Origin of the sequence: Actinoplanes hulinensis (assembly GCF_019429605.1) — a bacterium.
GTDB lineage: Bacteria > Actinomycetota > Actinomycetes > Mycobacteriales > Micromonosporaceae > Actinoplanes > Actinoplanes campanulatus.
The window spans coordinates 383414-410035 of sequence record NZ_JAHXZI010000001.1; the positions used below are offsets into that span (position 1 = coordinate 383414).

28 protein-coding genes and 1 tRNA gene are annotated in these 26622 nt (G+C 70.4%); 15 read left to right on the top strand and 14 right to left on the bottom strand.

Features of this window, described 5'->3' with window-relative positions; all coding sequences use genetic code 11:
* Nucleotide 1: 1 nt before the first annotated feature.
* Nucleotides 2–1471, top strand: coding sequence for a basic amino acid/polyamine antiporter (locus KZ829_RS01870; RefSeq protein ID WP_220142120.1), 1470 nt, complete (start codon nt 2–4; stop codon nt 1469–1471).
* Nucleotides 1472–1513: 42 nt separating this feature from the next.
* On the opposite strand, the gene KZ829_RS01875 is transcribed toward KZ829_RS01870, so the two are convergent.
* The 3 genes from KZ829_RS01875 to mca all read right to left on the bottom strand — a co-directional run bounded on the left by KZ829_RS01875 (nt 1514) and on the right by mca (nt 5527).
* Nucleotides 1514–4042, bottom strand: a complete 2529-nt coding sequence (locus tag KZ829_RS01875) for a putative bifunctional diguanylate cyclase/phosphodiesterase (RefSeq protein ID WP_220142121.1) — start codon at nt 4040–4042, stop codon at nt 1514–1516.
* A gap of 233 nt (nt 4043–4275) precedes the next feature.
* On the bottom strand, nt 4276–4566 hold the full coding sequence (locus KZ829_RS01880; RefSeq protein ID WP_246634993.1) for a hypothetical protein: 291 nt from the start codon (nt 4564–4566) through the stop codon (nt 4276–4278).
* A 79-nt stretch (nt 4567–4645) separates the two neighbouring features.
* The gene (gene mca, locus KZ829_RS01885; protein ID WP_220142123.1) at nt 4646–5527 is read right to left on the bottom strand and encodes a mycothiol conjugate amidase Mca; all 882 of its coding nucleotides are present in this window, start codon (nt 5525–5527) and stop codon (nt 4646–4648) included.
* 114 nt (nt 5528–5641) lie between these two features.
* Between mca and KZ829_RS01890 the strand changes: the two genes are divergently transcribed.
* Nucleotides 5642–6061 carry a DUF4307 domain-containing protein gene (locus KZ829_RS01890; RefSeq protein ID WP_308285302.1) on the top strand — a complete coding sequence of 140 codons (420 nt, stop codon included), beginning with the start codon at nt 5642–5644 and terminating at the stop codon, nt 6059–6061.
* Between the two features lie 141 nt (nt 6062–6202).
* A complete protein-coding gene (greA, locus tag KZ829_RS01895; protein ID WP_183222988.1) occupies nt 6203–6697 on the top strand; it encodes a transcription elongation factor GreA in 495 nt (164 codons plus the stop codon).
* A 49-nt stretch (nt 6698–6746) separates the two neighbouring features.
* Here greA and ilvA read toward each other — a convergent pair whose 3' ends face one another.
* Genes ilvA through KZ829_RS01910 form a run of 3 tightly spaced genes read right to left on the bottom strand, consistent with a single transcriptional unit; the run spans nt 6747 to nt 10532 of the window.
* Nucleotides 6747–7973 (bottom strand): threonine ammonia-lyase, encoded by a 1227-nt coding sequence (gene ilvA, locus KZ829_RS01900; RefSeq protein WP_220142125.1) that lies wholly within the window; start codon nt 7971–7973, stop codon nt 6747–6749.
* 22 nt (nt 7974–7995) lie between these two features.
* A complete protein-coding gene (locus KZ829_RS01905; protein WP_220142126.1) occupies nt 7996–9354 on the bottom strand; it encodes an amidase in 1359 nt (452 codons plus the stop codon).
* Nucleotides 9355–9380: 26 nt separating this feature from the next.
* Entirely contained in the window at nt 9381–10532 is a 1152-nt protein-coding gene (locus KZ829_RS01910) for a cystathionine gamma-synthase (protein WP_220142127.1), read from the bottom strand.
* A 24-nt stretch (nt 10533–10556) separates the two neighbouring features.
* Here KZ829_RS01910 and KZ829_RS01915 point away from each other — a divergent pair, with 24 nt between their 5' ends.
* The 3 genes from KZ829_RS01915 (at nt 10557) to KZ829_RS01925 (ending at nt 12151) form a co-directional block, all read left to right on the top strand.
* Nucleotides 10557–11003 carry an HIT family protein gene (locus KZ829_RS01915; RefSeq protein WP_220142128.1) on the top strand — a complete coding sequence of 149 codons (447 nt, stop codon included), beginning with the start codon at nt 10557–10559 and terminating at the stop codon, nt 11001–11003.
* A gap of 2 nt (nt 11004–11005) precedes the next feature.
* Nucleotides 11006–11659, top strand: a complete 654-nt coding sequence (msrA, locus tag KZ829_RS01920) for a peptide-methionine (S)-S-oxide reductase MsrA (protein WP_220142129.1) — start codon at nt 11006–11008, stop codon at nt 11657–11659.
* Nucleotides 11660–11821: 162 nt separating this feature from the next.
* On the top strand, nt 11822–12151 hold the full coding sequence (locus KZ829_RS01925) for a hypothetical protein (protein ID WP_183222981.1): 330 nt from the start codon (nt 11822–11824) through the stop codon (nt 12149–12151).
* Between the two features lie 15 nt (nt 12152–12166).
* Here the strand turns inward: KZ829_RS01925 and KZ829_RS01930 are convergent, their stop codons facing one another.
* The gene (locus KZ829_RS01930; RefSeq protein ID WP_220142130.1) at nt 12167–12349 is read right to left on the bottom strand and encodes a hypothetical protein; all 183 of its coding nucleotides are present in this window, start codon (nt 12347–12349) and stop codon (nt 12167–12169) included.
* A gap of 90 nt (nt 12350–12439) precedes the next feature.
* Between KZ829_RS01930 and KZ829_RS01935 the strand changes: the two genes are divergently transcribed.
* The 4 genes from KZ829_RS01935 to KZ829_RS01950 all read left to right on the top strand — a co-directional run bounded on the left by KZ829_RS01935 (nt 12440) and on the right by KZ829_RS01950 (nt 16612).
* Nucleotides 12440–13861, top strand: a complete 1422-nt coding sequence (locus KZ829_RS01935) for a CYTH and CHAD domain-containing protein (protein WP_220142131.1) — start codon at nt 12440–12442, stop codon at nt 13859–13861.
* A 45-nt stretch (nt 13862–13906) separates the two neighbouring features.
* Nucleotides 13907–14848: a polyphosphate kinase 2 gene (gene ppk2, locus KZ829_RS01940; RefSeq protein WP_220142132.1), complete on the top strand. Its 942-nt coding sequence runs from the start codon at nt 13907–13909 to the stop codon at nt 14846–14848.
* Nucleotides 14849–15187: 339 nt separating this feature from the next.
* Nucleotides 15188–16099, top strand: a complete 912-nt coding sequence (locus KZ829_RS01945; protein WP_220142133.1) for a ribonuclease Z — start codon at nt 15188–15190, stop codon at nt 16097–16099.
* A gap of 9 nt (nt 16100–16108) precedes the next feature.
* On the top strand, nt 16109–16612 hold the full coding sequence (locus KZ829_RS01950; RefSeq protein ID WP_220142134.1) for a GNAT family N-acetyltransferase: 504 nt from the start codon (nt 16109–16111) through the stop codon (nt 16610–16612).
* Nucleotides 16613–16899: 287 nt separating this feature from the next.
* Here the strand turns inward: KZ829_RS01950 and KZ829_RS01955 are convergent, their stop codons facing one another.
* The 3 genes from KZ829_RS01955 to KZ829_RS01965 all read right to left on the bottom strand — a co-directional run bounded on the left by KZ829_RS01955 (nt 16900) and on the right by KZ829_RS01965 (nt 19116).
* Complete coding sequence (locus KZ829_RS01955; RefSeq protein WP_229794897.1) at nt 16900–17235, bottom strand: hypothetical protein; 336 nt, start codon at nt 17233–17235, stop codon at nt 16900–16902.
* Nucleotides 17236–17409: 174 nt separating this feature from the next.
* Nucleotides 17410–18768, bottom strand: coding sequence for a cystathionine beta-synthase (locus KZ829_RS01960; RefSeq protein WP_220142135.1), 1359 nt, complete (start codon nt 18766–18768; stop codon nt 17410–17412).
* A 3-nt stretch (nt 18769–18771) separates the two neighbouring features.
* Nucleotides 18772–19116 carry a YkvA family protein gene (locus tag KZ829_RS01965; RefSeq protein ID WP_220142136.1) on the bottom strand — a complete coding sequence of 115 codons (345 nt, stop codon included), beginning with the start codon at nt 19114–19116 and terminating at the stop codon, nt 18772–18774.
* 144 nt (nt 19117–19260) lie between these two features.
* Between KZ829_RS01965 and KZ829_RS01970 the strand changes: the two genes are divergently transcribed.
* From KZ829_RS01970 to KZ829_RS01985, 4 genes are all read left to right on the top strand, one after another.
* Nucleotides 19261–20286, top strand: a complete 1026-nt coding sequence (locus KZ829_RS01970; protein ID WP_220142137.1) for an SGNH/GDSL hydrolase family protein — start codon at nt 19261–19263, stop codon at nt 20284–20286.
* A gap of 16 nt (nt 20287–20302) precedes the next feature.
* Nucleotides 20303–21091, top strand: coding sequence for an SGNH/GDSL hydrolase family protein (locus tag KZ829_RS01975; protein ID WP_220142138.1), 789 nt, complete (start codon nt 20303–20305; stop codon nt 21089–21091).
* 65 nt (nt 21092–21156) lie between these two features.
* A complete protein-coding gene (locus KZ829_RS01980; protein ID WP_220142139.1) occupies nt 21157–22398 on the top strand; it encodes an acetyl-CoA C-acetyltransferase in 1242 nt (413 codons plus the stop codon).
* Between the two features lie 298 nt (nt 22399–22696).
* Entirely contained in the window at nt 22697–23155 is a 459-nt protein-coding gene (locus KZ829_RS01985) for a GNAT family N-acetyltransferase (RefSeq protein WP_220142140.1), read from the top strand.
* Between the two features lie 378 nt (nt 23156–23533).
* Here KZ829_RS01985 and KZ829_RS01990 read toward each other — a convergent pair whose 3' ends face one another.
* The 4 genes from KZ829_RS01990 to KZ829_RS02005 all read right to left on the bottom strand — a co-directional run bounded on the left by KZ829_RS01990 (nt 23534) and on the right by KZ829_RS02005 (nt 26481).
* A complete protein-coding gene (locus KZ829_RS01990; RefSeq protein ID WP_308285303.1) occupies nt 23534–23839 on the bottom strand; it encodes a hypothetical protein in 306 nt (101 codons plus the stop codon).
* 191 nt (nt 23840–24030) lie between these two features.
* Entirely contained in the window at nt 24031–24867 is an 837-nt protein-coding gene (locus KZ829_RS01995) for a Bax inhibitor-1/YccA family protein (RefSeq protein WP_220142141.1), read from the bottom strand.
* Nucleotides 24868–25044: 177 nt separating this feature from the next.
* Nucleotides 25045–25130 (bottom strand) — tRNA-Leu (locus KZ829_RS02000).
* 55 nt (nt 25131–25185) lie between these two features.
* A complete protein-coding gene (locus KZ829_RS02005; protein WP_246635000.1) occupies nt 25186–26481 on the bottom strand; it encodes an NAD(P)/FAD-dependent oxidoreductase in 1296 nt (431 codons plus the stop codon).
* On the opposite strand from KZ829_RS02005, the gene KZ829_RS42585 reads away from it, so the two are divergent.
* Nucleotides 26422–26616: a hypothetical protein gene (locus tag KZ829_RS42585; RefSeq protein ID WP_229794917.1), complete on the top strand. Its 195-nt coding sequence runs from the start codon at nt 26422–26424 to the stop codon at nt 26614–26616. The two genes, KZ829_RS02005 and KZ829_RS42585, sit on opposite strands and share 60 nt — an antisense overlap.
* Nucleotides 26617–26622: the final 6 nt, after the last annotated feature.

The window sequence follows — 26622 nt, forward strand, 5'->3', positions numbered from 1 at the left end:
CATGGCCGACACCGCCGCTCACACCCCGGTTGCCGACTCCCCGGTCGTGACACCGGGCAAGATGAGCCTGCCCACGCTCACCGCGATGGTGGTCGGCAGCATGGTCGGCGCGGGCGTCTTCTCGTTGCCGGCACGCTTCGGTGTGGCCACCGGCATCCTCGGGTCGCTGATCGCCTGGGCGATCGCCGGAACCGGGATGCTGATGCTCGCCTTCGTCTTCCAGAACCTCGCCATCCGCAAACCCGACCTGGACTCCGGAGTCTTCATCTACGCCAAGGCCGGCTTCGGCGACTACGCCGGCTTCAACTCCGCGATCGGTTTCTGGGCCAGCTCGGTCGCCGGCAACGCCTTCTACTGGGTCTTCATCTCCGCGACGCTCGGCGCGTTCTTCCCCGCCTTCGGCGACGGCGACACCGTCCTGGCACTGGCGCTGTCCACCGTCGGCGTCTGGCTGTTCCACTTCGTCATCGCGCGTGGCGTCCGCGACGCGGCCGTCATCAACCGGATCGTGACCGTCCTCAAGATCGTTCCGATCCTGGTCTTCATCGTCGTGCTGTTCGTGTCGTTCGACGCCGGCATCTTCGCCGACAACTGGACCGCCACCGATTACGGCGACCTCGGATCGCTCAACGAGCAGGTCCGCAACACCATGATCATCACGACGTTCGTGTTCCTCGGCATCGAGGGCGCCAGCGTCTACTCCCGCTACGCCAAACGACGCGAGGACGTCGGCAAGGCGACCGTGCTGGGCTTCCTGACCGTACTGTCGATCTTTTCCCTGGTGACGTTGTCGAGCTATGCGGTGATGACCCAGCCGGAGATCGCCGGAACCCGCCAGCCCTCGATGATCGGCGTGTTCGAACACGTCGTCGGCGACTGGGGCCGCTGGTTCATCAGCGCCGGCGTCATCATCTCCGTCCTCGGCGCCTACCTGGCCTGGACCCTGATGGCCGCCGAGGTGATGTACATCCCGGCCCACAACGAGGACTTCCCCGCCTTCCTCGGCAAGGAGAACGACAAGGCGACCCCGATCACCGCGCTCGTCGTCACCTCACTGTCCGTCCAACTGCTGCTCGCGGTCACCCTCGTGCTGACCGACGCGCTCAACTTCATGCTCGACCTGTGCACCAGCCTCGCGCTGATCCCCTACTTCCTCGCCGCCGCATACGCACTGAAACTCGGCCTCACCGGCGACTCCTACCAGGGAGTGTCCGCCCGGACCCGCCGCAAAGAGACGATCATCGCCGGCATCGCGACCGCCTACACACTGTTCCTGTTCGAAGCCGCCGGTCTGAAGTTCCTGCTGCTGTGCTCGGTACTCCTCGCCCCCGCCACCCTGCTCTACGTCAAGGCCCGCAGCGAACGAGGCCGCCGGCTGTTCACACCCACCGAAATCGTCCTCTGCATCCTGATCGTGGCCGCCGGAGTCTTCGGCGTCGTCGGCCTCTGGACCGGCTTCATCGCCATCTGAGGCGGGGGGACCGTCGGCGCCGGGCGAGGTGGCGCCGGCCTCTCACGCGGTCGAGGCGTCGTCCGCGCGCAACGGGGTCACATTGCCACCGGAGGCCGACCGGGCCAGCTGCGACAACGCTTGAACGATCGTGTCGGCGGGCATCGGCTTGCAGAAGTGGTAGCCCTGCGCGGACGGGCAGCCGAGCGCGATGAGGGCGGCCCGCTGCTCGATCGTCTCGATGCCCTCGGCGACCACCCGCACGCCCAGCCGGGCGCCGAGCTCGACCGCGCCGCGCACCACCGCGCCGGCCGCCGCCGAGTCGATCATCTCGTCCACGAACGACCGGTCGATCTTGATCTCGTCGACCGGCATCCGGGTGACCGACGCCAGCGAGGAGAAACCGGTGCCGAAGTCGTCGAGCGACACCTGGACGCCGGAGGACCGCAGCCGGGCCAGCACCTCGTCGACGATCTCCTGCTCGCTGACCGCCACCGACTCGGTGATCTCCAGGACCAGCCGCGACGCGGGGGTACGGTGCCGGCGCAGCGCCTCGGTCACCTGCGCCGGGAAGGTCGGGTCGGTGAGGCTGCGGGCCGAGACGTTCACCGAGACCGGTACGTCGATGCCGTTCGCCGTCCAGTCCGCCGCCGAGGCGAGGGCCAGGTCGAGCACCCGCCGGGTGAACGGGATGAGCAGCTCGCTGCGCTCCACGGCGGGCAGGAACTCGGCCGGCGACAGGTAGCCACGCCGAGGGTGCCGCCAGCGGACCAGCGCCTCGACCCCGGTCGGCTCGGAGGTGACCAGGTCCACGGCGGGTTGCAGGTGCAGCATGATCTGGTCGTCGGCGGCGAACGCGTCCTGGAGGTCGGCGAGCAGCGCCAGCCGGTCGGTGCTGCTCGCGTCCTGCCCGCTGTCGTACGTCCCGACGGTGACGCCCAGCTCCCTGGCCCGCGTGGTCGCCAGCGACGCGCGGCGCAGCAGCTCGCCCACCTCGCACTGGCCGGCCCGCTCCACCGCCACGCCGACGGTCACCTCGATCGACAGCCGAACCCCGGCCACCTCCATCGGCACCCGCAGCTGTTCGACCAGCTCCCGGGCCCGGCGCAGGGCAGTCGGCAGCGGGCTGGGCTCGCCGTGTGCCGGGGCGGCCGAGTCGGCCAGCGTCGCGACCGGCGCCAGCAGGGCGAACTCGTCGTCCCCGGTCCGCCCGATCAGTTCCCCGTCCCGGATCAGGCCGCTGAGCCGGTCCGCGATCAGGCGCAGCACCTCGTCACCGCCGCCGTGGCCGAGCGTGCTGTTCACCTCGCCGAACCCGACCACGTCGAGCAGCAGCAGCGCGACCGGACGGTCCCGGTCGAGCGCGCGCACCAGCGGGTCGCCCTCGGCGCTGAGCGAGGCCCGGTTGATCAGGCCGGTGAGCGGGTCGTGCACCCGCTCGTGGGCGGCGCGCGCCTCGACCTCGACGATCCGCTGGTGGGCGGCCGCGTCGTGCAGGGCCCCGGCCAGCGCCTCCCCGTACGCCGCGATCGCCGCCTCGTCGCGCGGCACCGGCAGCCCGGGCTCGGCGAGCCAGACGGTGAGCTCGCCGACCGGGCGGCCGGACACCGCCATGGTGCGGGTGATCGCCGGGCCGGAGCGGCCACAGGTCGAGTCCAGCAGTCCGGGAAGGTCCTGGGCGTAACGCCGGCAGCCGTGCCCGGTGCGGACCTCCAGCTCGGCCCGGCGGGCGCCGAAGACGTCGAGCGCGCCGAGCAGTCCGGCCCGGGCCACCTCGGCCTCGCTGGCGCCGGGCAGCCGGGCGGTGGCGGCCGCGAAGGCCTCCCACATCCGGCGCTCCTCGGCGGCGCGCAGGTGGAACCGGTAGGTGCGGTGCAGCAGCCACAGCACCGGCCCGAAGGCGAGCAGCCAGAACGGCTCCCGGATCAGGGCGTAGACCGCGCACAGGCCGACGATCAGGTTCCCCACGGTCATCGGCAGCTTGGCGTAGAGCACCCGGGTGGCGATCTGCCCGGGGTGGGTGTCCCGGTGCAGCATCAGGGTGAGCACCACCAGGCCGAACGTGATGAGCAGGTAGGTGCCGGCGCCGGCCATCAGGGCGAGCGGCAGCCGGGCGCTGTGCACCGGCACGTCACCGGCCAGCATCGAGGTGACCAGGGCGGCCCCGGCCACGCCGAGGGTCATCGAGGCGATCAGGTGCACGATCTCGGTGACGTTGCGCAGGCCGGTGAACCAGGCGAGCACCAGCCACGCGGCGCCGGTGCCGGCCAGGGTGGCGGCGGGCAGCCAGCCGGCCGGGGCCAGCACGAAGCCGACCACCACGGCGGCCTCCGCCCAGCTGACCGACACGGCGTCCGGGCCGAGCCGGAACCGCAGGCCGGCGAGCTGGGCGATGGCGGCGAGCACGGCGGCCACGCAGACGCCGTAGAACGGGGCGAGCGGGCGGCCGTCGGCCGGCCGCACGGGCTGGAACGCCCCGAGGACGACGGCCGCGGCGGCGGCGATCACGACGACGGCGGTGAGGATCCGCACCGGGCGGGGGCGGCCGGACAACCCGGCGGGACCGAGCCGGGAACGCGATGGGGACGTCATGGCGACGCCCGCCTGCGCACGGCCGGATGCACGTGCAGCGCGGTTACCGATAGTCGGCGCCGAACCGTGGTCATGTCGGCGCCCCCCTTCCGCGCAGGGTCCGAGGGCCGTACGGCCCCCGGGCGGAAGGCTAAATCAATCGCGATGAACGCAACAGGGCTTGACGTCGCCGGAAGGGACACACTCGGCGCGCGAGGGCCGAAACCACGCGGGCCGGCCGGCGGGCGTCTCGATCAGGAGCGCTCGCGCCCGTCGCCGGGCGCGGATCCACTTTGCTCCTCGGACACGCCCGCGACCTCGGCTTCTGCTGGTCCAGCGGCCGGCCCCGATCGATCGGGCTCGACCTCGGCGGCCGCCGCGGCGCCGGAACTCCCGGCGCCGGCGGCGTCCTGGGCGATCTGCGCCACACGATCCCGCTCACCGGCCACCGGGAAACTGTCGGGAAGCCGACGAATGCGCTTGTTCATGTTGCGGATCAGCAGCACGGTCGCTACGCACATCAGGACGATCAGGAACAGGCCCATCGGGCCGGCCAGACCGCCCGATCGGGTGTCACCGAAGTTGTTGACCGCGAAAACTACGTCCACCCCGCCAGCCTACTGCTCAGTGGGCGCCGACCTTCTCCCGGATGCCCGCGAACAGGTCGGACTCCGGAATCGGGCTGTCGACGACCGAGCGGGCCAGCTCGAAGTCCTCGGTGGGCCACACCTTCTGCTGCATCTCGAGCGGGATGTGGAACCAGAACCCGTCCGGGTCGACCTGGGTGGCATGGGCGCGCAGCGCGTCGTCGCGAACGCCGAAATACTCTCCGCACTCGACCCGGGTGGTGATCTTGTCGCCCCGGTCGTGCCGGTCCGACCACTTCTCCAGCCACTCCGTGTAGGGCGACTCGAGCCCGGCCGCGAGCATGCCCTCGTGCAGCGCGAGCATCCGCGCGCGGGTCCAGCCGGAGTTGTAGTACAGCTTCGAGGGCTGCCACGGCTCGCCGAGCTCCGGGTACTTCTCCGGGTCGCCGGCCGCGTCGAAGGCCACCACCGAGATCTTGTGGCACATGATGTGGTCCGGGTGCGGGTAGCCGCCGTTCTCGTCATAGGTCGTCATGACGTGCGGCCGGAACTCGCGGATCAGCTTGATCAGCGGTTTCGCCGCCTCCTCCGGGTCCTGGAGGCCGAAGCAGCCCTCCGGCAGCGGCGGCAGCGGGTCGCCCTCGGGCAGGCCGGAGTCGACGAAACCGAGCCAGGCCTGGTCGACGCCGAGGATCTCGCGCGCCCGGTCCATCTCGGCGCGGCGGATGTTGGCGATGTCGGCGAGCACCTCGGGCCGGTCCATCTTGGGGTTGAGGACGCTGCCCCGCTCCCCACCGGTACAGGTCGCGACCAGCACCTGGACACCCTCGGCGATGTATTTCGCCATGGTGGCGGCACCCTTGCTCGACTCGTCGTCGGGGTGCGCGTGCACGGTCATCAGACGCAATTGCTCGGCCACGGTGTTGAAATCCTCTCGACCAGGCCTGCCGCGGGCAGACCGGGATCGGCTGCGAAGATGGACTCTGCCATTCTGGCCGATCCCACCGACAACGAACGCACGAGAGGTCGACAGGTGAGCGAGACGCACACCACAGCGCCGGTCTTCCCGCCCGGCCGGTACGGCCGCCGCCGTGAGGGCGGCCGGAGCCGTTGGCCGTTCGCGCTCGCCGTGGCGGTGTTCGCGCTGCTCCTGGGCGGGCTCACGGTCGCCTACTACGACAAGTACGGGCAGACCGACTACAGTCCGGAGATCGTCGGCTGGAGCATCCCGTCGGACACCCGGATGGTGATCGAGTTCCGGGTGCGGGTGCCCGAGGGCGGTCAGGCGTACTGCATGTTGCGGGCCCGCGACTACGACGGCTTCGAGGTGGGCCGCCGGCCGGTGACCATCCCGGCGCCGGCCGACGGCGGCTCGGTCACGCTCCGGGAGCCGGTGACCACCACGGCCCGGGCGGCGGTCGGTGACGTGATGGGCTGCCGCGCGGCCGGCTAGACGCGCGAAACTTTCGACTTCCGGCCGGAGTGTGTACCGCTGGTAAGCTTGGTGATTCGCTGCGTTCAGGATCCGAGCAGTGACCCCCTAGCAGTGACTCCCTGGCAGTGACATTGCCCAGTTCCAGCAAGGAGATCGACCGTGTCCAGTTCCGAGACGCCGAAGACCTGGCTCTCCCAGGACGCTCACGACCGGCTGCAGGCCGAGCTCGACGAGTTGATCGCCAACCGGCCGGCGATAGCTGCGGAGATCAACGCCCGGCGCGAGGAAGGCGACCTGCGGGAGAACGGCGGCTACCACGCCGCACGCGAGGAGCAGAGCCGCCAAGAGGGCCGGATCCTGTACTTGAAGGAGTTCCTGCGCAACTCGGAGATCGGCGAGGTCCAGAAGAGCGACACGGTCACCCCGGGCTCGGTCGTGACGATCTACTTCGACGACGACCAGACCGACACCGAGACGTTCCTGCTCGGTTCCCGGGAGATCTCGTCCACCACCGCGCACACGGTCTACAGCCCCGAGTCGGCCCTGGGCCAGGCCATTCTCGGTGCCCGCCCCGGACAGACGGTGACCTACACGGCCCCCAGCGGCGCCGACATCAAGGTCACCGTGGTCGAGTTCGGCCCGTTCGAGGGCTGATCACTTCACGACGGCCCGCGGCGCATCCGCCGCGGGCCGTTTCGCGTTCTCAGGGCGTGGAGTCGGCCAGCAGCGCCACCCGGTAGCCGGCGTCGCGCAACGCCTTGATCAGCGCCGACGAGTGCGCCGGCCCCCGCGTCTCCACCGACAGCGCCACCTCGACCTCGCCGAAGCTGAGCCGCGGGCTCTGCCGCGAGTGGTTCACGTCGACCACGTTCGCCCGCTGCCCGGCGATCTCGCGCAGCAGCCGCGCCAGCTGCCCGGGCCGGTCGGTGCAGCGCACCGCGAGCCGCAGGAACCGGCCCGCCGAGGCCAGCCCGTGCTCGATCACCCGCATCAGCAGCATCGGGTCGATGTTGCCGCCGGACAGGATCGCCACGACCGGGCCGTCGAGGGGGACGTACGCCCCGGTCAGCAGCGCCGCGACGGCCGCCGCCCCGGCCGGCTCGACCACCGTCTTGTGCCGTTCCAGCAGCACCAGCAGAGCCGCCGACAGGTCCTCGTCCTGCACCGTGACGATCTCGTCGACCAGCTTCGCGACATGCGCGAAGGGCAGATCGCCGGGCCGCCGGACGGCGATGCCGTCGGCGATGGTGGCGCACGCGTCCAGCTTCCGGGGCGCTCCGGCTTCGAGCGAGACGGGGTACGCCGCAGCGCCGGCCGCCTGCACCCCGACGATCCGGATGTCCGGCCGCAACGCCTTGGCCGCGACCGCCACACCGGAGATCAGCCCGCCGCCGCCGACCGCGGTCACGATCGTGGTCACCTCCGGCCGCTGCTCCAGGATCTCCAGCGCCACGGTGCCCTGGCCGGCGATGACGTCCGCGTGGTCGAACGGGTGGATCAGCACCGCCCCGGTGGTGGCCGCGAAGTCGTAGGCCGCCTCCAGCGCGTCGTCGACACTGGTCCCGGCGTACTCGACGGCGGCGCCGTACCCCTTGGTGGCGGAGACCTTGGGCAGCGGCGCGCCCTCCGGCATGAAGACGGTCGCCCGCGTGCCGAGCAGACCCGCCGCGAGAGCCACCCCCTGGGCGTGGTTGCCGGCGCTGGCGGCGACCACACCGCGCGAGCGCTCCGCGCCGGACAGCCGGGCGATCCGGGTGTAGGCGCCCCGCACCTTGTACGACCCGGCGCGCTGCTGGTTCTCGCACTTGAGCCAGACCGGCACCCCGGTGATCTCGCCGAGCGGCCGGGACGGGATCAGCGGCGTCTTCTTGACCACCGGGGCGAGCAGATCTCGGGCGGCCTCTACGTCGGCGAGAGTGAGCAGGTCCATGGGCACCAATCGTGCCACCAGCTCACACGAGGGCGTGACGCTGCCAGGGGTTGAGCACCTCGAACTGGCCGGCCACCGCGAGCATCAGCAGCTCCGAGTCGGGCGGGCCGACCAACTGCACGGCCAGCGGCAGCCCGTCCGGCCGGAACCCGACCGGCACCACGATCGCGGGCAGTCCGGCGTAGTTCCACGGGGCGGCGTACGGCGCGTACGACGCGTTGGCCCACATGTTCTTACGCCAGGCCGAGGCCGAGTACCGCTCGGCGGGCGGCGGAGCGGTCGCCAGCGCCGGGGTGAGCAGCAGATCGATCGAACGGTCGGCGAAGAACTGGATGGACCGCTCCCGCCACGCGTCGCGCTGCCGTTGCCGGACCAGCCCGGCCTTCGTGACCGCCCTACCGAGCTGGATGTGCCGCCGGGTGCGCGGCTGAAGCCGCTCCAGCGGGAGGCCCTCGGAGTTCTTGTACGCCCCGGCGAACCAGGTGGCGAGCACCCCCAGCGCCACCCCTGTCGGGTAGGTGGGGTCCGCGGTCACCGTGTCGTGCCCGGCGTCGACGAGCAGCTTCGACGCCTTCGTGACGGCCGAGACGTTCGGCTCGTCCGGTTTCACGCCGGCCGCCGGCGAGCGCAGCGAGACACCGATCCGCAGCTTCGACGGCTCCACCAGCTTGCCCGGCACCTGCCCGGCGAGGACCGCGAAGCCGAGCGCGGCGTCGGCCACCGTGGTGGCCAGCATGCCGTTCTCCACCAGGCCGAACCAGTCCTTGTCACCGAAGTCGACCGGGACCGCGCCGCGGCCCGGCTTCAGCCCGACCAGGCCGCAGCAGGCCGCTGGGATCCGGATCGAGCCGAGACCGTCGTTGCCCTGCGCGAGCGGCACCAGCCCGGCCGCCACCGCCGCCGCCGACCCGCCGGACGATCCGCCCGGGGTCCGCTCCAGGTCCCACGGGTTGCGGGTCGGCCCGTCCTCGTCGTCGGTGACCGCCCAAAGGCCCATCTCCGGCATCCGGGTCACCCCGACCACGACGGCGCCGGCCCCGCGCAGCCGGCGGACCACCTCGTGGTCCTCCTCGGCGACCTCGGGGGTACGCGCGGCGGCCGAGCCGTGCCAGGTGGGCAGCCCGGCGACCGGGGTGTTCTCCTTGACCGCGACCGGCACCCCGGCGAGCGGCAGGTTGGCCAGGTCCTCCTGGTCGTCGACCTTCTCCGCCTCGGTGATCGCCTCACCGCCGCGGACCACCCGGAACGCGCCGAGCGCCGGATCGGAGATGCCGATCTGCTCCAGATGGTCGGCCACGACCTGGGTGGCGCTCGCGTCGCCGCGGCGCACCGCGCGGGCGATCTGTTTGGCGGTTGCTCCCACCCAGGTCGTCGAGTCCATCGCGCAGATTCTCCAGCGTCGGTCAGTTATCCGAGAGCCTGCTCCAGGTCCGCGAGCAGATCGTCAACGGTTTCGATGCCGACAGACAGTCTCACGAGATCGGCGGGAACCTCAAGCGCTGAGCCCGCAGCCGACAGATGTGTCATCTGGCCCGGGTGCTCGATCAGCGACTCCACACCGCCCAGAGACTCGGCGAGCACGAAGAGTTTCGCCCGGTTGCAGACGGCCACCGCCTGCTCCGGGCCGCCGACGGTACGGAACGAGACCATGCCACCGAACCTGCTCATCTGCTTGGCCGCGACCTCGTGACCGGGGTGCGTCTCCAGGCCCGGGTAGAGGACCTCGGCCACGGCCGGGTGCTCGCTCAGGTAGGCGACGATCCGCTCGGCGTTGTCACAGTGCCGGTCCATCCGTACGCCGAGGGTCTTGATCCCGCGCAGGGTGAGCCACGCGTCGAAGGGGCCGTTCACCGCGCCCATCGCGTTCTGGTGGAAGGCCAGCTCCTCGCCGAGCCCGTCGTCCGCGGTGACCAGGGCCCCGCCGACCACGTCCGAGTGGCCGCCCAGGTACTTGGTGGTCGAGTGGATCACCACGTCGGCGCCGAACGCGAGCGGCTGCTGGAGGTACGGCGACGCGAACGTGTTGTCCACCGCGAGCATCGCGTCGTACTCGTGGGCGAGACCGGCCAGCAGCGCGATGTCGTTCACGTTCAGCAACGGGTTGGTCGGCGTCTCGGACCAGATCAGCCGGGTGTGCCCGGGACGGAAGGCTGCCCGCACCGCGTCGATGTCGTCCAGCGGCACCGCCGTCCAGTCCAGGCCCCACCGCTCGGCCACCTTGCTGAACAGCCGGAACGTGCCGCCGTACGCGTCGTTCGGGATGACCACGTGATCCCCCGGGCGGCACACCGTACGCAGCAGGGTGTCCTCGGCCGCGAGGCCGCTCGCGAAGGCCAGCCCGCGCCGCCCGTTCTCGATCGCCGCGAGGCACTCCTGCAGCGAGTCCCGGGTCGGGTTGCCGGACCGGCTGTACTCGTAACCCAGACGTGGAGCACCGACCGCGTCCTGCGCGTAGGTGCTCGTCTGATAGATGGGCGGCACCACCGCGCCGGTCCGTGGGTCCGGCTCCTGGCCGGCGTGGATGGCGAGGGTGTCGAACCCATAGCTGTCAACGGTCATGTTGCGCAAGGCTAGTCTCACCTGATGGCAGACTGTGTGTTCTGCGGCATCGTGGCGGGGTCGGTCCCGGCGTTCCTGGTGGCCTCCGACCCGGCCGGGCTGGCGTTCCTCGACGTCCGCCCGGTGTTCAAGGGCCACGTCCTGGTGATCCCACGCCCCCACATCGTCACACTTCCCGACCTGCCACCCTCGGACTTGCCGGAATATTTCGGGTTCGTGCGCCGGATCGCGACGGCCGTCCCCGCCGCGCTCGGTGCGCAGGGCACCTTCGTGGCGATGAACAACGTCGTCTCCCAGTCGGTGCCGCACCTGCACACGCACGTCGTACCCCGTACCAGAGGCGATGGTTTGAAGGGCTTCTTCTGGCCGCGCCGGAAATACGCCGACGACGACGAGGCGACCGGGATCGCCGCCGCCGTCGGTAAGGAATACACCCGCCTCAGCGTTGCAGAGACCGGACGAAGGGAGTGACCGTGTTCCTGCGGTACAAGAAGCTCGACCTGCCCACCGCCGAGACCGCCCTGCCCGGCCGCGACACCGAGATGCCGGTCGCGGAGAGGCACACCGTGCTGGGCACCCCGCTGAAGGGCCCGTGGCCCGAGGGGCTGGAGGTCGCGGTCTTCGGGATGGGCTGTTTCTGGGGTGCGGAGCGGATCTTCTGGCAGCTGCCCGGCGTGTACTCCACGTCGGCCGGCTACGCGGGTGGCTTCACCGCCAACCCGACGTACGAGGAGACCTGCTTCGGGACGACCGGCCACACCGAGGTGGTCCAGGTGGTCCACGACCCCTCCAAGATCAGCTATGCCGACCTGCTGAAGGCCTTCTGGGAGAACCACGACCCGACCCAGGGCATGCGCCAGGGCAACGACGTGGGCACCCAGTACCGGTCCGCGATCTACACGACCACGGACGCCCAGGCGGAGACCGCGGCGGCCTCGCGGGACGCCTTCCAGCCGGTGGTCACGGCCGCCGGCCACGGGACCATCACCACCGAGATCAGACCGCTGACCGCGTACTACTACGCCGAGGACTACCACCAGCAGTACCTCGACAAGAACCCGGGCGGCTACTGCAACCACGGCCCGAACGGCATGACCTGCCCGATCGGCGTCGCCCGAACCGCCTGAAGGCAACGGCCGGACCGGCGCACGCCGGTCCGGCCGCCTCGCGCCGGTCCGACTGGTGAAGGTCAAGACGGGAACGCGGAATTCACGCGCGCGATCGAAAAAAATCGACATGTCCGGACATCCCGCTCACACTCGAAATCGAGTAACACGGGAGGTAAGGGCATGACGACGAGGTACCACAACGACGAGGAACGGGCCAGCTGGGATCTCGCCGAGTTCCTCCTGCAACAGGCGCGGGACATGATGCGCGAGGCCGAGGACGCCCTGGAGACCTGGAAGACCGGCAAGGAGATGAACCGCCTGCGCTGCGCGCGCCGCGGCATCAGCACCACCGACGCCGAGATCCGCTGGTCCGCCACCGCCAACGCGAAGAACGCGCTGACAGCGAACGGCTTCTACACCGGCCTGGCCACGATGTACTTCAACGCGGCGACGGCGAACTACGCCCGTGCCGTCTACCTGCACGCTCGCGACGACGCCCGGCTGCTCTAGCTCTCCGGGGCGCCGTCAGCTCTCCGGGGCGTCGTCGGCGGACGAGTCCTGGGTGGCGGCCGGCGGGCGGGGCGGGTCGGCCTGGGCCGACGACGCGGGCACCGCGAGGGCCAGGCCGAGAACCGCACCGGCGCCGATGAGGCGCAGACCGGCGAGTGAGGCGGCGAGTGGGACGGGACGACGTTCGGGCTTCTCCATACAGCACTCCTTACGAGCCGGGTCACCACGGTGCCAGGCGAACCTGAGACACCGCTGTGCATCAGCCGCCGCGGCAGGCACCATGGACGGGTGGAGATCGCCACCGAGACCGAGCGCAAGTACGACGTCCCCGAGACCTTCGAACTCCCTGATCTGGTCGGCGCCGGAGATATCGCCGGAGTCGACGGTGCCGAGATCCACGATCTCGACGCCACCTACTTCGACACCGAAGACCTGATCTTGATGAGAAATCGCCGGACTCTCCGCCGGCGCTCCGGCGGCAACGACGCCGGGTGGCATCTCAAGACCCCTGGGGACGGCGCCGGCCGGACCGAGCACCGGCTGCCCGGCGACTCCGACGAGGTGCCCGCCGAGCTGGTCGGCGTGGTCCGGTCGATCGTCCGGCGGCGGCCGCTCGCCCCGGTGGCCCGGCTGCGCACGCACCGGGTGGAGACGCCGTTGCGGGATTCCGGCGGCCGCACTCTCGCGCTGATCGCCCAGGATCAGGTGCGCGCCGAGTCGGACGGCACCGAGCAGGCCTGGCAGGAGATCGAGGTCGAGCTGGTCTCCGGCGACGCGGCGGTGCTCGACGCGGTCGAGGAGGCGCTGTTGGCCGCCGGCGCGCGCCCGGCCGAGGGGCCCTCCAAGGTGGCGCGGGCGCTGGCCGGCCGGCTCGCCGCACACCAGCCGGCCCAAAAGTCCAAGATCAAGGTCAACCCCGTTTCGGCGTACGCCCGTGAGCAGCGCGACGCCATCATCGGCTACGACCCGGCGGCCCGTCGTGGCGAGCCCAGGGCCGTGCACCAGATGCGGGTGGCCACCCGGCGGCTGCGCAGCACGCTGAAGACGTACAAGAGGTCGATCCCGGACAACGGCATCCGCGACGAGTTGCGCTGGCTGGCCGGGGTGCTGGGCGCGGTCCGCGACCCACAGGTGCTGGAGGATAAGCTGCTCGCCCTGGTCCAGGAGGCGGGGCCGGAGTTCGCCCCGGCCGCCGACCGGGTGCGCGCCCACCTGGAGGACCAGATCGAGACCGGCCGCACCGAGCTGGCCGGGGCTCTGGAGTCGGACCGCTACCTGGAACTGCTGGACCGGATCGACGAGCTGGTCGACGGCGACCCCTTCCACACCCCCGACCCGGTCAACCGTGCCCGGAAGGTGCTGGCCAAAGCGGACGATCGGCTGGACGCGGCGCTGGCGAGCGGGGTGGAGGAGGAGATCCACGAGTCCCGCAAGGGCTTCAAGCAGGCACGGTATTCCGTGGAGCTGCTCGTCCCGGAGCACGGTAAGGACGCGAAACGCCTGGTGAAGCGGCTCACCGCGCTGCAGGACGGCCTAGGGTCGTACCAGGATTCGAACGTCGCCCGGTCGGTGCTGCGTGAACTGGGCGAGGGCAGTTTCCACTTCGGCGTGCTTTACGGGCGTCAGGAGCAGGTCGGCCGGGAAGAATTGGCCAAGGTGCCCGGCCTGGCGAAGGCGGCGCGCCGGCGCAAGGTTCGGCAACTGTTCTGATCAAGGACGTTGCGCACGTGGCGGGCGGGGGTATCAAGTCGGGTCATGCAATCGGAGTACGAGCTGGCGAGCACCCATCCCTATGACGGGCCGATCGCCGAACTGGCCGGCTACCGCGTCGTCGACGACGCGGACGATGATCCCCGCCTGCTCGACGCCGACGGCCAGCCGGTGGTCACGTGGCGGGAGGACTACCCGTACGAGGAGCGCCTGTCCCGCACCGACTACGACCACGACAAGCGGCTGCTCCAGATCGAGCTGCTGAAGCTCCAGAACTGGTGCAAGGAGACCGGCAAGCGTCTCCTGATCCTGTTCGAGGGGCGGGACGCGGCCGGCAAGGGCGGCACGATCAAGCGGTTCATGGAGCACCTGAACCCGCGCGGCGCCCGGGTGGTGGCCCTGGAGAAGCCGAACCAGCGGGAGATCACCCAGTGGTATTACCAGCGATACATCAAGCATCTGCCGGCGGCCGGTGAGATCGTGCTCTTCGACCGGTCCTGGTACAACCGGGCCGGCGTCGAGCGGGTGATGGGCTTCTGCGACCGCAAGGAGTATCTGGAGTTCCTCCGCCAGACCCCGGAGCTGGAGCGGATGCTGGTCCGCTCCGGGATCCACCTGGTGAAGTTCTGGTTCTCGGTGACCAGCAGCGAGCAGCGGACCCGGTTCGCGATCCGGCAGGTGGACCCGGTCCGGCAGTGGAAACTCTCCCCCATGGACCTGGCCTCGCTGGACAGGTGGGACGACTACACCGAGGCCAAGGAGGCGATGTTCTTCTACACCGACACCGCGGACGCCCCGTGGACGGTGGTGAAGAGCAACGACAAGAAGCGGGCCCGGCTGGAGGCGATGCGGTACGTTCTGCACCGCTTCGCTTACGAGGGCAAGGACACCGGGATCGTCGGCACACCGGACCCGTTGATCGTCGGCTCCGCCAATCTCGTGGTGGAGAATCCCAATGCGTCTCCGCAGGTATTCCCGCGGCTCTGAGTGATTCAAAACCGTTGGCGCTCCCGGCCCCTCGTGGATAACGTGGCCGTACACGTGAAGGGAGGTGGTCCAAAGTTGAGTAGCAACGGGACTCGTGAGGTGGCTGTCCGCTAGCCGCTGTCCTTGACAGCTTCAAGATCCTTGTCAAACGATCTTCTTGATAAGGATCGGAATTTGATCTTAAAAAAGATCAAAGCGTCAGGACCGTGTGGCAGCGGTTCGGCGAGTAACAGACAGCCACCCGACCCCTGGGGATCCGGCCTTGTCCGACCGGACCACACTCGTTCACGAGTGTGGAAGTCCCCAGGGGTCGCTTCATATGCAGCGGGCGGAGGAACGATGCGGGAGCTTGTCGCGCTCGGCACGGCGAGCCAGGTGCCCACCCGGCACCGCAACCACAACGGCTACCTGCTGCGCTGGGACGACGAGGTGATCCTCTTCGACCCGGGTGAGGGCACCCAGCGCCAGCTGCTGATGGCCGGCCTCCCGGTCACCCCGCTGCGGCGCATCTGCATCACCCACTTCCACGGCGACCACAGTCTCGGCCTGCCCGGCGTCCTCCAGCGGATCTCGCTGGACCGGGTGCCGCACCCGGTCCACGTCCACTACCCGGCCGGCGGCCAGGAGTTCTACGACCGCCTACGGCACGCCACCAGCTACTGGGACAACGCCGACATCGTGCCCGGTCCGGTGGGCGCGGGCTTCGCGGTGGAGACCCCGGCGGGGCGCCTCACCGCACTGCCGCTCCGGCATTCCATCGAGACGTACGGGTACCGCCTGGCCGAACCCGACTCCCGCCGGATGGTGCCTACGCTGCTGGCCGAGCGCGGCATCAGCGGCCCGGCGGTCGGTGAGCTGCTGCGGGCCGGCCGGCTGGGTGACGTCGCGCTCGAGGAGGTGAGCGTGGTCCGCCCCGGCCAGAGTTTCGCCTTCGTGATGGACACGGGCCTGTGCGACAACGTGTTCGCGCTGGCCGACGGCGTGGACCTGCTGGTGATCGAGTCGACCTTCCTGGCCGAGGACGCGGCGCTGGCCGCCCAGGTGGGGCATCTGACCGCGGGGCAGGCCGCCGCTGTCGCGCGCGAGTGCGGCGTACAGAAACTGGTCCTGACGCATTTCTCCCAGCGCTACCCGGAGCCGGACCCCTTCCTGGAGGAGGCGCGCAAGGAGTTCGACGGCCCGATCGTGATCGCCGAGGATCTGCTGCGGGTGCCCGTGCCGCCGCGACGGCTGCCGCCGGAGCCGGGCTAACGTCGGTCCATGACCGTTTCGCTTCGCCCCGCGGCGGACGATGATCTGGCCGCGATCGGCGCGCTGCATCACCGTTCCCGGGCGGCCGCCTACGCCCATCTGATTCCGGCCGAGACGTTCGCGGCCCGCGGGCCGGAAGCGATGAGCGCCTGGTGGGTCGAGCGCTGGCGGTGGGAGCGGGAGACGCACCGGATGACCGTCGCCGAGGTGGACGGCGAGCTGGCCGGTTTCACCTACCTGGGCCCGAGCGAGACCGAGGGCGCCGCCGAGCTGTACGCGATCCATCTGGCCCCGGAGCGGGTCGGCGCCGGCGTCGGCCGACGACTGATGATCGACGCGCTGGAGCGGCTGGGCGGGTTCGGGGCCGAGCGGGCGGTGCTGTGGGTGCTGGAGGACAACGCGGTGGCCCGGCGCTTCTACGAGAAGGGCGGCTGGCTCCCGGACGGGGCGGTCCGGGTCGCCCCGGTCAACGACCGGGACCTGCCACAGCTGCGCTACTCACATCCGCTGTAGACGTGGGGCGCTGGTCGGGCGGGAGCACGGGACCGAGTGAATGCGGGGGAACCTGTTGGTCTCGTGCTCCCGCCCACCGCCCCGCCCGAACCGGATGCGCCTGGCCGGAGGCGCTCGATCAGCGGAGGCGTGCCGATCTGGGATCCAGTTCAAGAGCGGGTCTGGGCGCGGGACACCGGAGCGCTGGCGGGGCGCGCCGGTGTCACCGCCGGGGGACGTCTGCCGGGCCGGGAAGCCGCACTTGCCGGGGGACGGTCAAGCATGTCGGCGACGTCAGGGTCCAAGGATCAGGCCAGATACCTCCGGTTGTCGTCGTTACGGTGGTAGGGACCGGCGCCGTAGCGGCCGATCTCGTCCACACCGGCCCGTTTGCCGGGCAGGGAACGCATGCTGTTCAGGTCGTGGCGCAGGGTCCAGGCCTCACGCCACGGCCGCCGGGCGACCGCGGCGGCACGTTCGGCCAGACGGCGGGCCGAGCACGGCCACCGCCATCCGCACCAGTCGCAGGTGCCCTCCAGGCCGTCCACGCCGGCCGCCACGTGGCGCCCGAGCATCCGTTGCGCGTCCCGCCACAACAGGCGGTCCACGATGTCGGCGGGCGCCGCCTCGTCGACGTCGACCATCCCCTACCCCTCCGTCCGGGAGTGGCTCATAGCTCCGTCACGACACATACAACCGCAGCGGCCCATCGGCCGGTCGGACTGTCTGTGCGATTGCGGCGACTATCAGTAACAATCCATGAACCGGAAAGCGGCCCTCGATGTCTGACATCGAGGGCCGCTGGTCGAAAGGAACGGCTAGCTGAGGTGGGCCAGCAGATCCTGACGGGTGAGGACACCGGCCGGCTTGCCGTCGACCAGGACCATCGCGGCGTCGCCCTTCTCCAGGAGTGCGACCGCCTCGGCCACCGGCTCGCCACCGCCGATCATCGGCAGCGGGTGGCTCATGTGCCGCTCGATCGTGTCGTGCAGATGGGCCTGGCCGGTGAAGAGCGCGTCCAGCAGCACCTTCTCCGAGACGGAGCCGGTCACCTCCCCGGTGACCACCGGCGGCTCGGCCTTGAGCACCGGGAGCTGGCTGACGCCGTACTCCCGCATGTAGTCGATGGCGTCGCGGACCGTCTCGGTGGGGTGCACGTGGATCAGCGGCGGGATCTCGGAACCCTTGCCGGCCAGGGCGTCGGCCACCGTGGGGGTGCCCTCCTGGGTGCGCAGGAATCCGTACCGGGCCATCCACCGGTCGTTGAAGATCTTGGACAGGTAACCGCGGCCACCGTCCGGCAGCAGGACCACGATCACGTCGTCCGGCCCGGCCTTGCGGGCGACCTCGAGCGCGGCCACCACGGCCATCCCGCACGAGCCGCCGACCAGCAGGCCCTCCTCGCGGGCCAGGCGGCGGGTCATCTCGAAGGAGTCCGAGTCGCTCACCTCGATCACCTCGTCGGTGACCTCCCGGTCGTACGCGGACGGCCAGAAGTCCTCACCGACGCCCTCGACCAGGTACGGCCGCCCGGTCCCGCCCGAGTAGACGGAGCCCTCCGGGTCGGCGCCGATCACGCGGACCGGCCCCTGCTCCTTGAGGTAGCGCCCGACGCCGCTGATCGTGCCGCCGGTGCCGACGCCCGCCACGAAGTGGGTGATCTTCCCGCCGGTCTGCTCCCAGAGCTCCGGCCCGGTCTGCTCGTAGTGCGAGCGCGGGTTCGCCGGGTTGCTGTACTGATCCGGTTTCCAGGCGCCCGGGATGTCCCGGGTCAACTGGGCGGACACGTTGTAGTAGGAACGCGGGTCCTCCGGCGCGACGGCGGTGGGGCAGACCACCACCTCGGCGCCGTACGCCCGCAGGACGTTCTGCTTGTCCTCGCTGACCTTGTCGGGGCAGACGAAGACACACTTGTAGCCCCGCTGCTGCGCCACCAGGGCCAGGCCGACCCCGGTGTTGCCGCTGGTCGGCTCGACGATCGTGCCGCCGGCTTTGAGGAGGCCCGCCTTCTCGGCGTCCTCCACCATCCGCAGCGCGATCCGGTCCTTGACCGAACCGCCGGGGTTCATGTACTCGACCTTGGCCAGCACGGTGGCGCTGATGCCCTCGGTCACGCTGTTCAGGCGGACCAGCGGGGTGTTACCGATGATCTCGACCACGTTGTCGTAATAGCGCACGCTTCACTCTACGACCAGGGCGGACCGGGTCCGCTCCCACTCCAGGAACCGTTCAGTCTCACTGAGGATCGTGCCGGCCAGCCAGGTGACGGCGACGGCGTCGTCGACCAGCCCGAAGAGGAACACGAACGCCTCCGGGACGGCGTCGACCGGGGACACCACGTACGCCGTGGCGGCCGCCATCAACGCCAGCCGCAGGCCGCCGTCGTACCGCCCCCGGGCCGTGGCGGCGATCATGCGCGGCAGCGCGCCGAGCCTCTGGGCGAGTGTGGGACCGCCCCGGTTGCCCGCGGTGAGCGCACGGGCGAGTGCGGTGAACGCCGCGGCACGTTTCAACGTTTTGGCCATCTGTGTTCCCCTTTCGGCAACTCAAGCATGACGTGGGCGCGCCATGATTGCCTCTCGCCATCGCGAGTTAGCCTCGAATTCCGACACTGAACGCCGATCATGGGCGAGCCGGATGGTTCCCTTCGGGCGACAGCGGGGGAGACTATGAGCACCATCGACGCAACCAGCAGTGCCCACTGGCGATGGATCCGGGTGGCCGCCCGGGCCGCCGGCGCGGTCGCCGGCCTGACGGCCATCTCCGCCGGCCTGCTGATGCGCCAGGCCGCCGACGCCCGCCGGATCATCCCGATGGCCGAGGCGCCCCCGCCCCGCGGTGACGGCGTCTATGGCGCGAAATTCGGCGGCCGGCCCGTCAACCTGGTGATTCTGGGCGACTCCTCGGCCGCGGGGTACGGCGTCCACCGTCCCCGTGAGACACCCGGCGCGCTTTTCGCCACCGGGGTGTCCCGCCGTCTGCGCCGCCCGGTCCGGTTGCACCGGCTGGCCGTGGTCGGGTCGGTCTCGGCCGGCCTGCCGTACCAGGTGGACGCCGCGTCTGAGTACGAACCGGATCTCGCGATCATCCTGATCGGGGGGAACGACGTCACGCACTTCTCGGCGCGTGACGCGGCCGTCCGCCATCTGGGTGACGCGGTGCGCCGGCTGCGTGCGGCCGGGTGCCGCGTGGTGGTCGGCACCTGTCCCGACCTCGGCGCGATCCAGCCGATCAAGCCGCCGCTGCGCTGGCTGGCCCGGCGCTGGAGCCGGCAGCTGGCGGCCGCGCAGACGATCGCCGTGGTCGAGGCCGGCGGCCGGACGGTGTCGCTGGGCAACCTGCTGGGCCCGATGTTCGAGGCGGAGCCGGTGCGGATGTACAGCTCGGATCGTTTCCACCCGTCCGCCGAGGGGTACGCCAGGGCGGTCTCCGTGATGATGCCGACCGTGATGGCCGTGCTCGGCACGGAGGACCGGGTGGCCATCCCGGTCGCCGAGGACGTCCGGGCTCTTCCCGAGGCGGCCGACGTGGCGGTCCGGGCTCCCGGCACCGAGGTCGCCCCGGCCGGGCCGTGGGCCCGGATGCGCCGCTACCGCTGGTTCAGTGCGCGCCCTGCGGCCTCGGCCCCCGTTCCCAGCGGTGACTCCGCGGCCGGGGCCGTAGGGTATACCCCAGAGGATCATCAGGTCGGCTGATGCAGGGAGGCGGGACATGGCGGGGTTGCCGGAACGACTCACCAGGGCCGCTGCCACGAGTCTGCTGGCCGGCGTGGTGGGCGGTGTCGCCCTGATCGCCGGGGAGATGCTGGCCGCCAAGGCCCGGCGCTACGCGAAGCCCACCATGGGCCTGGCCCTGCGCACGTCGATGGGCCCGCAGAGCGCGCCGCCGCTGCGCCTGGTGCTGCTCGGCGACTCGGCCGCGGTGGGTGTCGGCGTGGAGTGGCTGTCCGACACGGTCGGTGGCCAGCTCGCCCGCCTGCTCGCCGACGGCTCGGCCGAGATGGGCCAGCGGCACGTGCTGCTGTCCAGCGTCGGCGTGGCCGGGTCCCGGTCCAGCGACCTGGCGACCCAGGTGGCCCGCTCCCTGCTCGGCGACCGGCCGGACGTGGCCGTGGTGCTGATCGGGGCCTTCGACGCGGCGTCCGGGCGCGGCCCCGAGGACGCGGCCGATCAACTGGGCCAGGCGGTGCGGCGGCTGCGCTCGGCCGGCGTGCAGGTGGTGGTCGGCACCTGCCCGGATCTGGGCGCCGCCCGCTCGATGGCCCCGCCGTTGCGGCAGATCGCCGGGCTGGTCGGCCGCCGGATGGCCCGGGCCCAGGCCCGCGCGGTGACCGAGGCCGGCGGTGTGGTCGTCGACCTGGCCGCGGAAACGGGTGCGGTGTTCCGTGCCGACGCCGGGACGCTCTGCTACGACGGCTTCCACCCGTCCGCCGACGGCTACCGGGTCTGGGCGCACGCGCTCTATCCGGCGGTGTCGAAAGCGGCGATGAGCAGCGTCTGAATTTTTTGCACCTCGTGTGACAAATTCGCGCTTCCGACCATGTTACCGATGAGTAAACTGAGCCCATGCCGGAAGCTGTCATCGTCGCCACTGCCCGCTCGCCGATCGGCCGCGCCCACAAGGGCTCGCTGAAGGATCTGCGCCCCGACGATCTCGCCACCACGATCGTCGACGCCGCCCTGAACAAGGTGCCGCAGCTCGACCGCACCCTCATCGAGGACCTCTACCTCGGCTGCGGTCTGCCCGGCGGCGAACAGGGCTTCAACATGGCCCGTGTGGTCGCCACCAAGCTGGGCCTGGACGGCCTGCCCGGCGCCACCATCACGCGATACTGCTCGTCCTCGCTCCAGACCACCCGGATGGCCTTCCACGCCATCAAGGCCGGTGAGGGCGACATCTTCGTCTCGGCCGGTGTCGAGACCGTGTCCCGGTTCGCCCGCGGCAGCTCCGACGGCCTGCCGTCGGCCGCTCAGGAGGCGCTGGGCCGCTGGACCAACCCGTACTTCGACGAGGCCCAGGCCCGCACGCAGGCCAGCGCCCAGAACGGCAGCGTCTGGCACGACCCCCGCGAGGACGGTCTGGCCCCCGACATCTACATCGGGATGGGCTACACCGCGGAGAACCTGGCACAGATCAAGAACGTCTCCCGCGAGGAGATGGACGAATTCGGCGTCCGCAGCCAGAACCTCGCCGAGAAGGCCATCGCCAACGGCTTCTGGGAGCGCGAGATCACCCCGATCACGCTGCCCGACGGCACCGTCGTGTCGAAGGACGACGGCCCCCGCGCCGGCGTCACCGTCGACGCGGTCTCGCAGCTCAAGCCGGTCTTCCGCCCCGACGGCCGGGTCACCGCCGGCAACTGCTGCCCGCTCAACGACGGCGCCGCCGCAGTCGTGATCATGAGCGACACGAAGGCCCGCGAGCTCGGCATCACCCCGCTCGCCCGGATCGTCTCCACCGGCGTCACCGCCCTCTCCCCGGAGATCATGGGCCTCGGCCCGGTCGAGGCGTCGAAGCAGGCCCTCAAGCGCGCCGGCATGACCATCGGCGACGTCGACCTCGTCGAGATCAACGAGGCTTTCGCGGCCCAGGTCATCCCGTCGTACAAGGACCTCGGCATCCCGCTGGAGAAGCTCAACGTGAACGGCGGCGCCATCGCCGTCGGCCACCCGTTCGGCATGACCGGCGCCCGCATCACCGGCACCCTGCTGAACTCGCTCGACTGGCACGACAAGTCCATCGGCCTCGAGACCATGTGCGTCGGCGGCGGCCAGGGCATGGCGCTCATCGTCGAACGCCTCAGCTGACCTCCCGCACCCCGGCCCGGCACGCCCACCCCGCGTGCCGGGCCTTTTCACGATCCATCGAAGCGCGGCTGGGCCTTTTTCACGATCTTTCGCAGCCGGTGCCGGGCCGTTTCACGATCTATCGAAGCGGGGCCGGGTCAAGATCTTGATGTCGCAGCGGGGCGGTGGGTACAGACCGTCGCTCCCGCCGAGGGCCGGGCGCGGGCGGCCAGTCGCCTGGCGGCTCCTGAACGGCCACCCCCACCCGGCGACGTCCGTGCGTGGTCACCCTCGAACCCACACCCCGTACGGTGCCCACATGCCGCCCACCCTGGTCCGAGTCACCCCTGAGCACGCCGGCTTCCCCGCCGCAGCCGCCCTCTTCGACGACTACCGGGTCCACTACGGTCGCCCTTCCGACCCGTCGGCCACCGCCGGCTGGCTCACCCGTCAGATCACCACCTACGGTCTGACCCTGACCGTGGCCCTCCAGAGCAGCCGCCCCGCCGGCCTGATCACCACCCTGGTCCTTCCCGCCTCGCTGCGCCTGGGCCAGGTCCGTTCCGTACGCGACCTCTTCGTCGACCCCGCCCAGCGGCGCGACGGAGTCGCCCGCACCCTCATGGAACACGCCATCGCCGAAGCCCGGGCCGCCGGCGCCCTGCGCATCTCCCTACAGACCGAGCCCGGCAATACCGCGGCCCAGGCCCTCTACGCCGAACTCGGCTTCCGCCCGGTCCCCGACCTCGACTCCCTAACCCTCCCGCTGACTTCCTGACCCCACACCACCCACACCCGCAACCGCCACCCGGCTAGAAACCCGGCTGGCTGTCAGGGCTGTCTCAAGCCGTGCGAGACAGCACTGAGCGCCAGCTGAGCAACACCGGCTGGCTGTGGGGGCTGTCTCGAAGCGCTTGAGACAGCGCTGACGGCCCGCTGAGCAAGATCGACCACAGCGCGTGGTCGCCGGAAAGGGACGCGCCCCGGCGGGCGACGGCCTTGACCATGCAGGTGGACCGGCGGGCGCGCTACGGCCTGGAGTGGGCAGCGCCTCGCGGTGCTCGGCGGGACGGGGAAGTGCGGTCGGGTGCGGGCTTTCCCGTACGAATGATGGGTTTTGAAGTCTGGGTGTTGAAATGCCGCTTTGCGGAGAGTGTCAGAGGGCGCGGCGGGTGTCGTCGACCGCGGTGGTGGCACGGGTCAGCAGGTCGGTGGAGGGGGCGGCGGCCAGAAGGTCGTCGGCGAGGACCCGAAGCTGGTCGCGCAGGACCAGGTCGTGGATGTGCGGGACTTGGCGGGTGGGGCGGGACTCGGCCTCGGCGCTCAGGTCGGCCAGGCGCTGCACCAGGTCCTGGACCAGCCGGGAGCGCGTGCCGATGGTGGCGGCGGCTCGCCAGCGTGGCTGGTCCCAGTGGTGGACCAGCGTGAGTAGCCGCTCGATGGAGGTGGCGAAGTCGGGCACCCGGCGACGATACCCGGACAGCTCCGGCGAAGAGATTCCCGCAAAGGCTCCGACGCGAACGGCTCCGGGAAGGCTTCGGGACAAGCGGAACCCGCCCGGCACAGGGCACGGGCGGGCTCGCGTCAAGCGGGGGACAACGCCCGGTTCGCGGGGAGGCGAGCCGGGCGTTGCTCGCGACGACGGACGAACCGTCAGTCGTCGCCTTGGAAGAAGCTCAGCAGGCGGAGGATCTCGATGTAGAGCCAGACGAGGCCCACCAGGATGCCGAACGCCGCGGTCCAGGAGTAGCGCTGCGGCAGACCCATCCGCACGCCCTCCTCGATCTCGTTGAAGTTCAGGATGAAGCTCAACGCGGCGACCACGATGCAGACCAGGCTGAAGATGTAGCCGAGCGGACCGTTGTCACGCAGACCGGTGTTGACGTCGAAGAGCGCCAGCACGAAGTTGATCAGCATGACCGCGAAGAGGCCGGCCATGACCGCGATCATCCCGCGGATGAACTTCGGCGTCGCCCGGATGACGCGAGCCTTGTAGAGCCCGGCCATCAGGAAGAACACACCGAAGGTGGCGACCACTGCCTGGAGGACGATGCCCTGGTAGCCGAGGATGTTCTCGAAGGCCTTGCTGACCATGCCGACGAAGACACCCTCGATGACCGCGTAGGTCAGCACGAGAGCGGGGTTGGCCATCCGCGAGAACGAGATGACCAGGCCGAGAACCAGGCCGACCAGCGCCGCGCCGATCCACGCGGGACCGATCAGGGCGTCGGGGATCAGGTTCCACGCGGCGACCGCGGAGATGCCGGTGACGCCGAGAAGCAGCACGGTCTTGACGACGACGTCGTCAATGGTCATCGGCTGAACGGCCGGAGGAGCGGAAGGGTAGCCCGCCGCGGTGGGGTAGGGATCGCCGTAGGCCGGCTGACCGTAACCCGGCTGCGGGGCCGGCCCATATGGCCCGTACCCGGCCGCTCGCTCCCGCTCGGCCGCCTGGCCAAGGCGCGAGAGCACCGGGTTCGATGTCTTCACTGTTTCCAGCCTCCCTTGAGGTTACGGCGCTGTGCCTGTCGTTCCAGGGTAAGCCGTATGTCCACATCCCGCTGCTTCCAGTAGCTGTGAGCCAGCTGAAAATGACCGACGTCAGTGCTGGTCAGCGGCATTGCGCTCAAGATCGCGGCCGCGGCGTGACGCCGCGGCCGCGGTAGATGGTGCCCGGGGCGGGTCTCGAACCCGCACGCCTTTTCGGGCAGCCGCTTTTAAGGCGGCCGTGTCTGCCATTCCACCACCCGGGCGGCTTGCGAACACCGTAGCTGGTGCCGCCCAGGCAGTGGAAACGGCATTACCGGATCAGCGGGATCCGGCGCCCACCTTCTTCTCCCGCGGCAGCTCGACCGGCGGGGTCACCTCGGTGAACTCCTCACGCGGGCGGTGCAGCTGGCCCAGCGCCACGGTCTCCCGCTTGAGGAACAGCGCCAGCGTCCAGTCGGCGAGCACCCGGATCTTGCGGTTGAACGACGGGATCCGGCTCACGTGGTAGGTCCGGTGCATGATCCACGCCGGGTAGCCCTTGACCTTGATGCCGTAGACGTGCGCGACACCCTTGTTCAGGCCGAGGCCGGCGACACCGCCGACGTGCTTGTGGCGGTACTCCTTCGGGGCGCCGCCGAGGATCACCTGAACGATGTTGTCGGCGAGCACCCGCGCCTGGCGGACCGCGTGCTGGGCGCTCGGCGAGCACCAGCCACCGGGGTTCGTCAGGTCGGGCACCTGCGCGCAGTCACCGGCGGACCAGGCGCCCTCCAGGACCTCACCGGTCTCGGTGTCGGCGACCTGGAGGGTGGGCAGGCAGTTGACGTGCCCCTTCGGCCCCAGCGGCAGGTCGGTGTTGGCCAGCATCGGCGACGGCTTGACACCGGCCGTCCAGACGAGGGTCTCGGCCCGGAACGAGTCACCGTCGGAGAGCTCGATCCGGCCGTCGGCGCACGACTTCAGGAAGGTGCCCAGACGCAGGTCCACGCCGCGGGCGGCGAGCTGGCGAGCGGTGTACGCGCCCATCTCGGGACCGACCTCGGGCAGGATCCGGTTGGTGGCCTCGACCAGGATGAAGTGGACCTCCTTGGGGTCCAGCTCCGGATAGTATTTCAGCGCGTCGGAGACCACGTCCTGCATCTCGGCGAGCGCCTCGATGCCGGCGAAGCCGCCACCGACGAACACGAAGTTCAGCGAGGCCTTGCGCACCTCTTCGTCGGGCGTCACGGCCGCGACGTCCAGCCGGTCGAGGATGTGGTTGCGCAGGTAGATGGCCTCGCCGATGGTCTTGAGACCGATGCCCATGTCACTGAGGCCGGGGATCGGCAGGGTCCGCGAGACCGAGCCGGGCGCCACGATGATGTGGTCGTACTCCAACTCGTAGGCGGGACCGTCGATCGGCTGGACGCTCACGGTCTTGCGCGCGTGCTCGACCCGGGTCACTTCACCGGAGACGATGCGGCACTTCTTCAACTCCCGGCGCAGCGGCACCACAGCGTGTCGCGGCGAAATGTTACCGGCCGCCGCCTCAGGCAGGAACGGCTGGTAAGTCATGTGCGGAACAGGGTCGATTACGACAACCTCGGCCCGATTGCGGTTCAGCTTCTTGGACAGGCGGAGGGCGGCGTAAAGCCCGACGTGACCTGCTCCTACGACGACGATGCGCGGCGGATTCACGCCTCTATTGTCGCGCGGGTGAAGCGATTAATGCGTGGTTCTGTGACGATCACAACGGCGGAAGTCAAGTGACCTAAC

Excerpts from the sequence above, each read along its gene's own strand:
- KZ829_RS01980 (WP_220142139.1), top strand. The coding sequence starts at position 21,157 with ATGCCGGAAGCTGTCATCGTCGCCACTGCCCGCTCGCCGATCGGCCGC.
- KZ829_RS01930 (WP_220142130.1), bottom strand. The coding sequence starts at position 12,349 with ATGGAGAAGCCCGAACGTCGTCCCGTCCCACTCGCCGCCTCACTCGCC.
- KZ829_RS01945 (WP_220142133.1), top strand. The coding sequence starts at position 15,188 with ATGCGGGAGCTTGTCGCGCTCGGCACGGCGAGCCAGGTGCCCACCCGG.
- KZ829_RS01985 (WP_220142140.1), top strand. The coding sequence starts at position 22,697 with ATGCCGCCCACCCTGGTCCGAGTCACCCCTGAGCACGCCGGCTTCCCC.
- KZ829_RS01880 (WP_246634993.1), bottom strand. The coding sequence starts at position 4,566 with ATGGGCCTGTTCCTGATCGTCCTGATGTGCGTAGCGACCGTGCTGCTG.
- ilvA (WP_220142125.1), bottom strand. The coding sequence starts at position 7,973 with ATGGACCTGCTCACTCTCGCCGACGTAGAGGCCGCCCGAGATCTGCTC.
- KZ829_RS01910 (WP_220142127.1), bottom strand. The coding sequence starts at position 10,532 with ATGACCGTTGACAGCTATGGGTTCGACACCCTCGCCATCCACGCCGGC.
- KZ829_RS01915 (WP_220142128.1), top strand. The coding sequence starts at position 10,557 with ATGGCAGACTGTGTGTTCTGCGGCATCGTGGCGGGGTCGGTCCCGGCG.
- KZ829_RS01925 (WP_183222981.1), top strand. The coding sequence starts at position 11,822 with ATGACGACGAGGTACCACAACGACGAGGAACGGGCCAGCTGGGATCTC.
- KZ829_RS01955 (WP_229794897.1), bottom strand. The coding sequence starts at position 17,235 with ATGGTCGACGTCGACGAGGCGGCGCCCGCCGACATCGTGGACCGCCTG.
- KZ829_RS01950 (WP_220142134.1), top strand. The coding sequence starts at position 16,109 with ATGACCGTTTCGCTTCGCCCCGCGGCGGACGATGATCTGGCCGCGATC.
- KZ829_RS01970 (WP_220142137.1), top strand. The coding sequence starts at position 19,261 with ATGAGCACCATCGACGCAACCAGCAGTGCCCACTGGCGATGGATCCGG.
- KZ829_RS01965 (WP_220142136.1), bottom strand. The coding sequence starts at position 19,116 with ATGGCCAAAACGTTGAAACGTGCCGCGGCGTTCACCGCACTCGCCCGT.
- ppk2 (WP_220142132.1), top strand. The coding sequence starts at position 13,907 with ATGCAATCGGAGTACGAGCTGGCGAGCACCCATCCCTATGACGGGCCG.
- KZ829_RS01875 (WP_220142121.1), bottom strand. The coding sequence starts at position 4,042 with ATGACGTCCCCATCGCGTTCCCGGCTCGGTCCCGCCGGGTTGTCCGGC.
- KZ829_RS01870 (WP_220142120.1), top strand. The coding sequence starts at position 2 with ATGGCCGACACCGCCGCTCACACCCCGGTTGCCGACTCCCCGGTCGTG.
- KZ829_RS01975 (WP_220142138.1), top strand. The coding sequence starts at position 20,303 with ATGGCGGGGTTGCCGGAACGACTCACCAGGGCCGCTGCCACGAGTCTG.
- KZ829_RS01905 (WP_220142126.1), bottom strand. The coding sequence starts at position 9,354 with ATGGACTCGACGACCTGGGTGGGAGCAACCGCCAAACAGATCGCCCGC.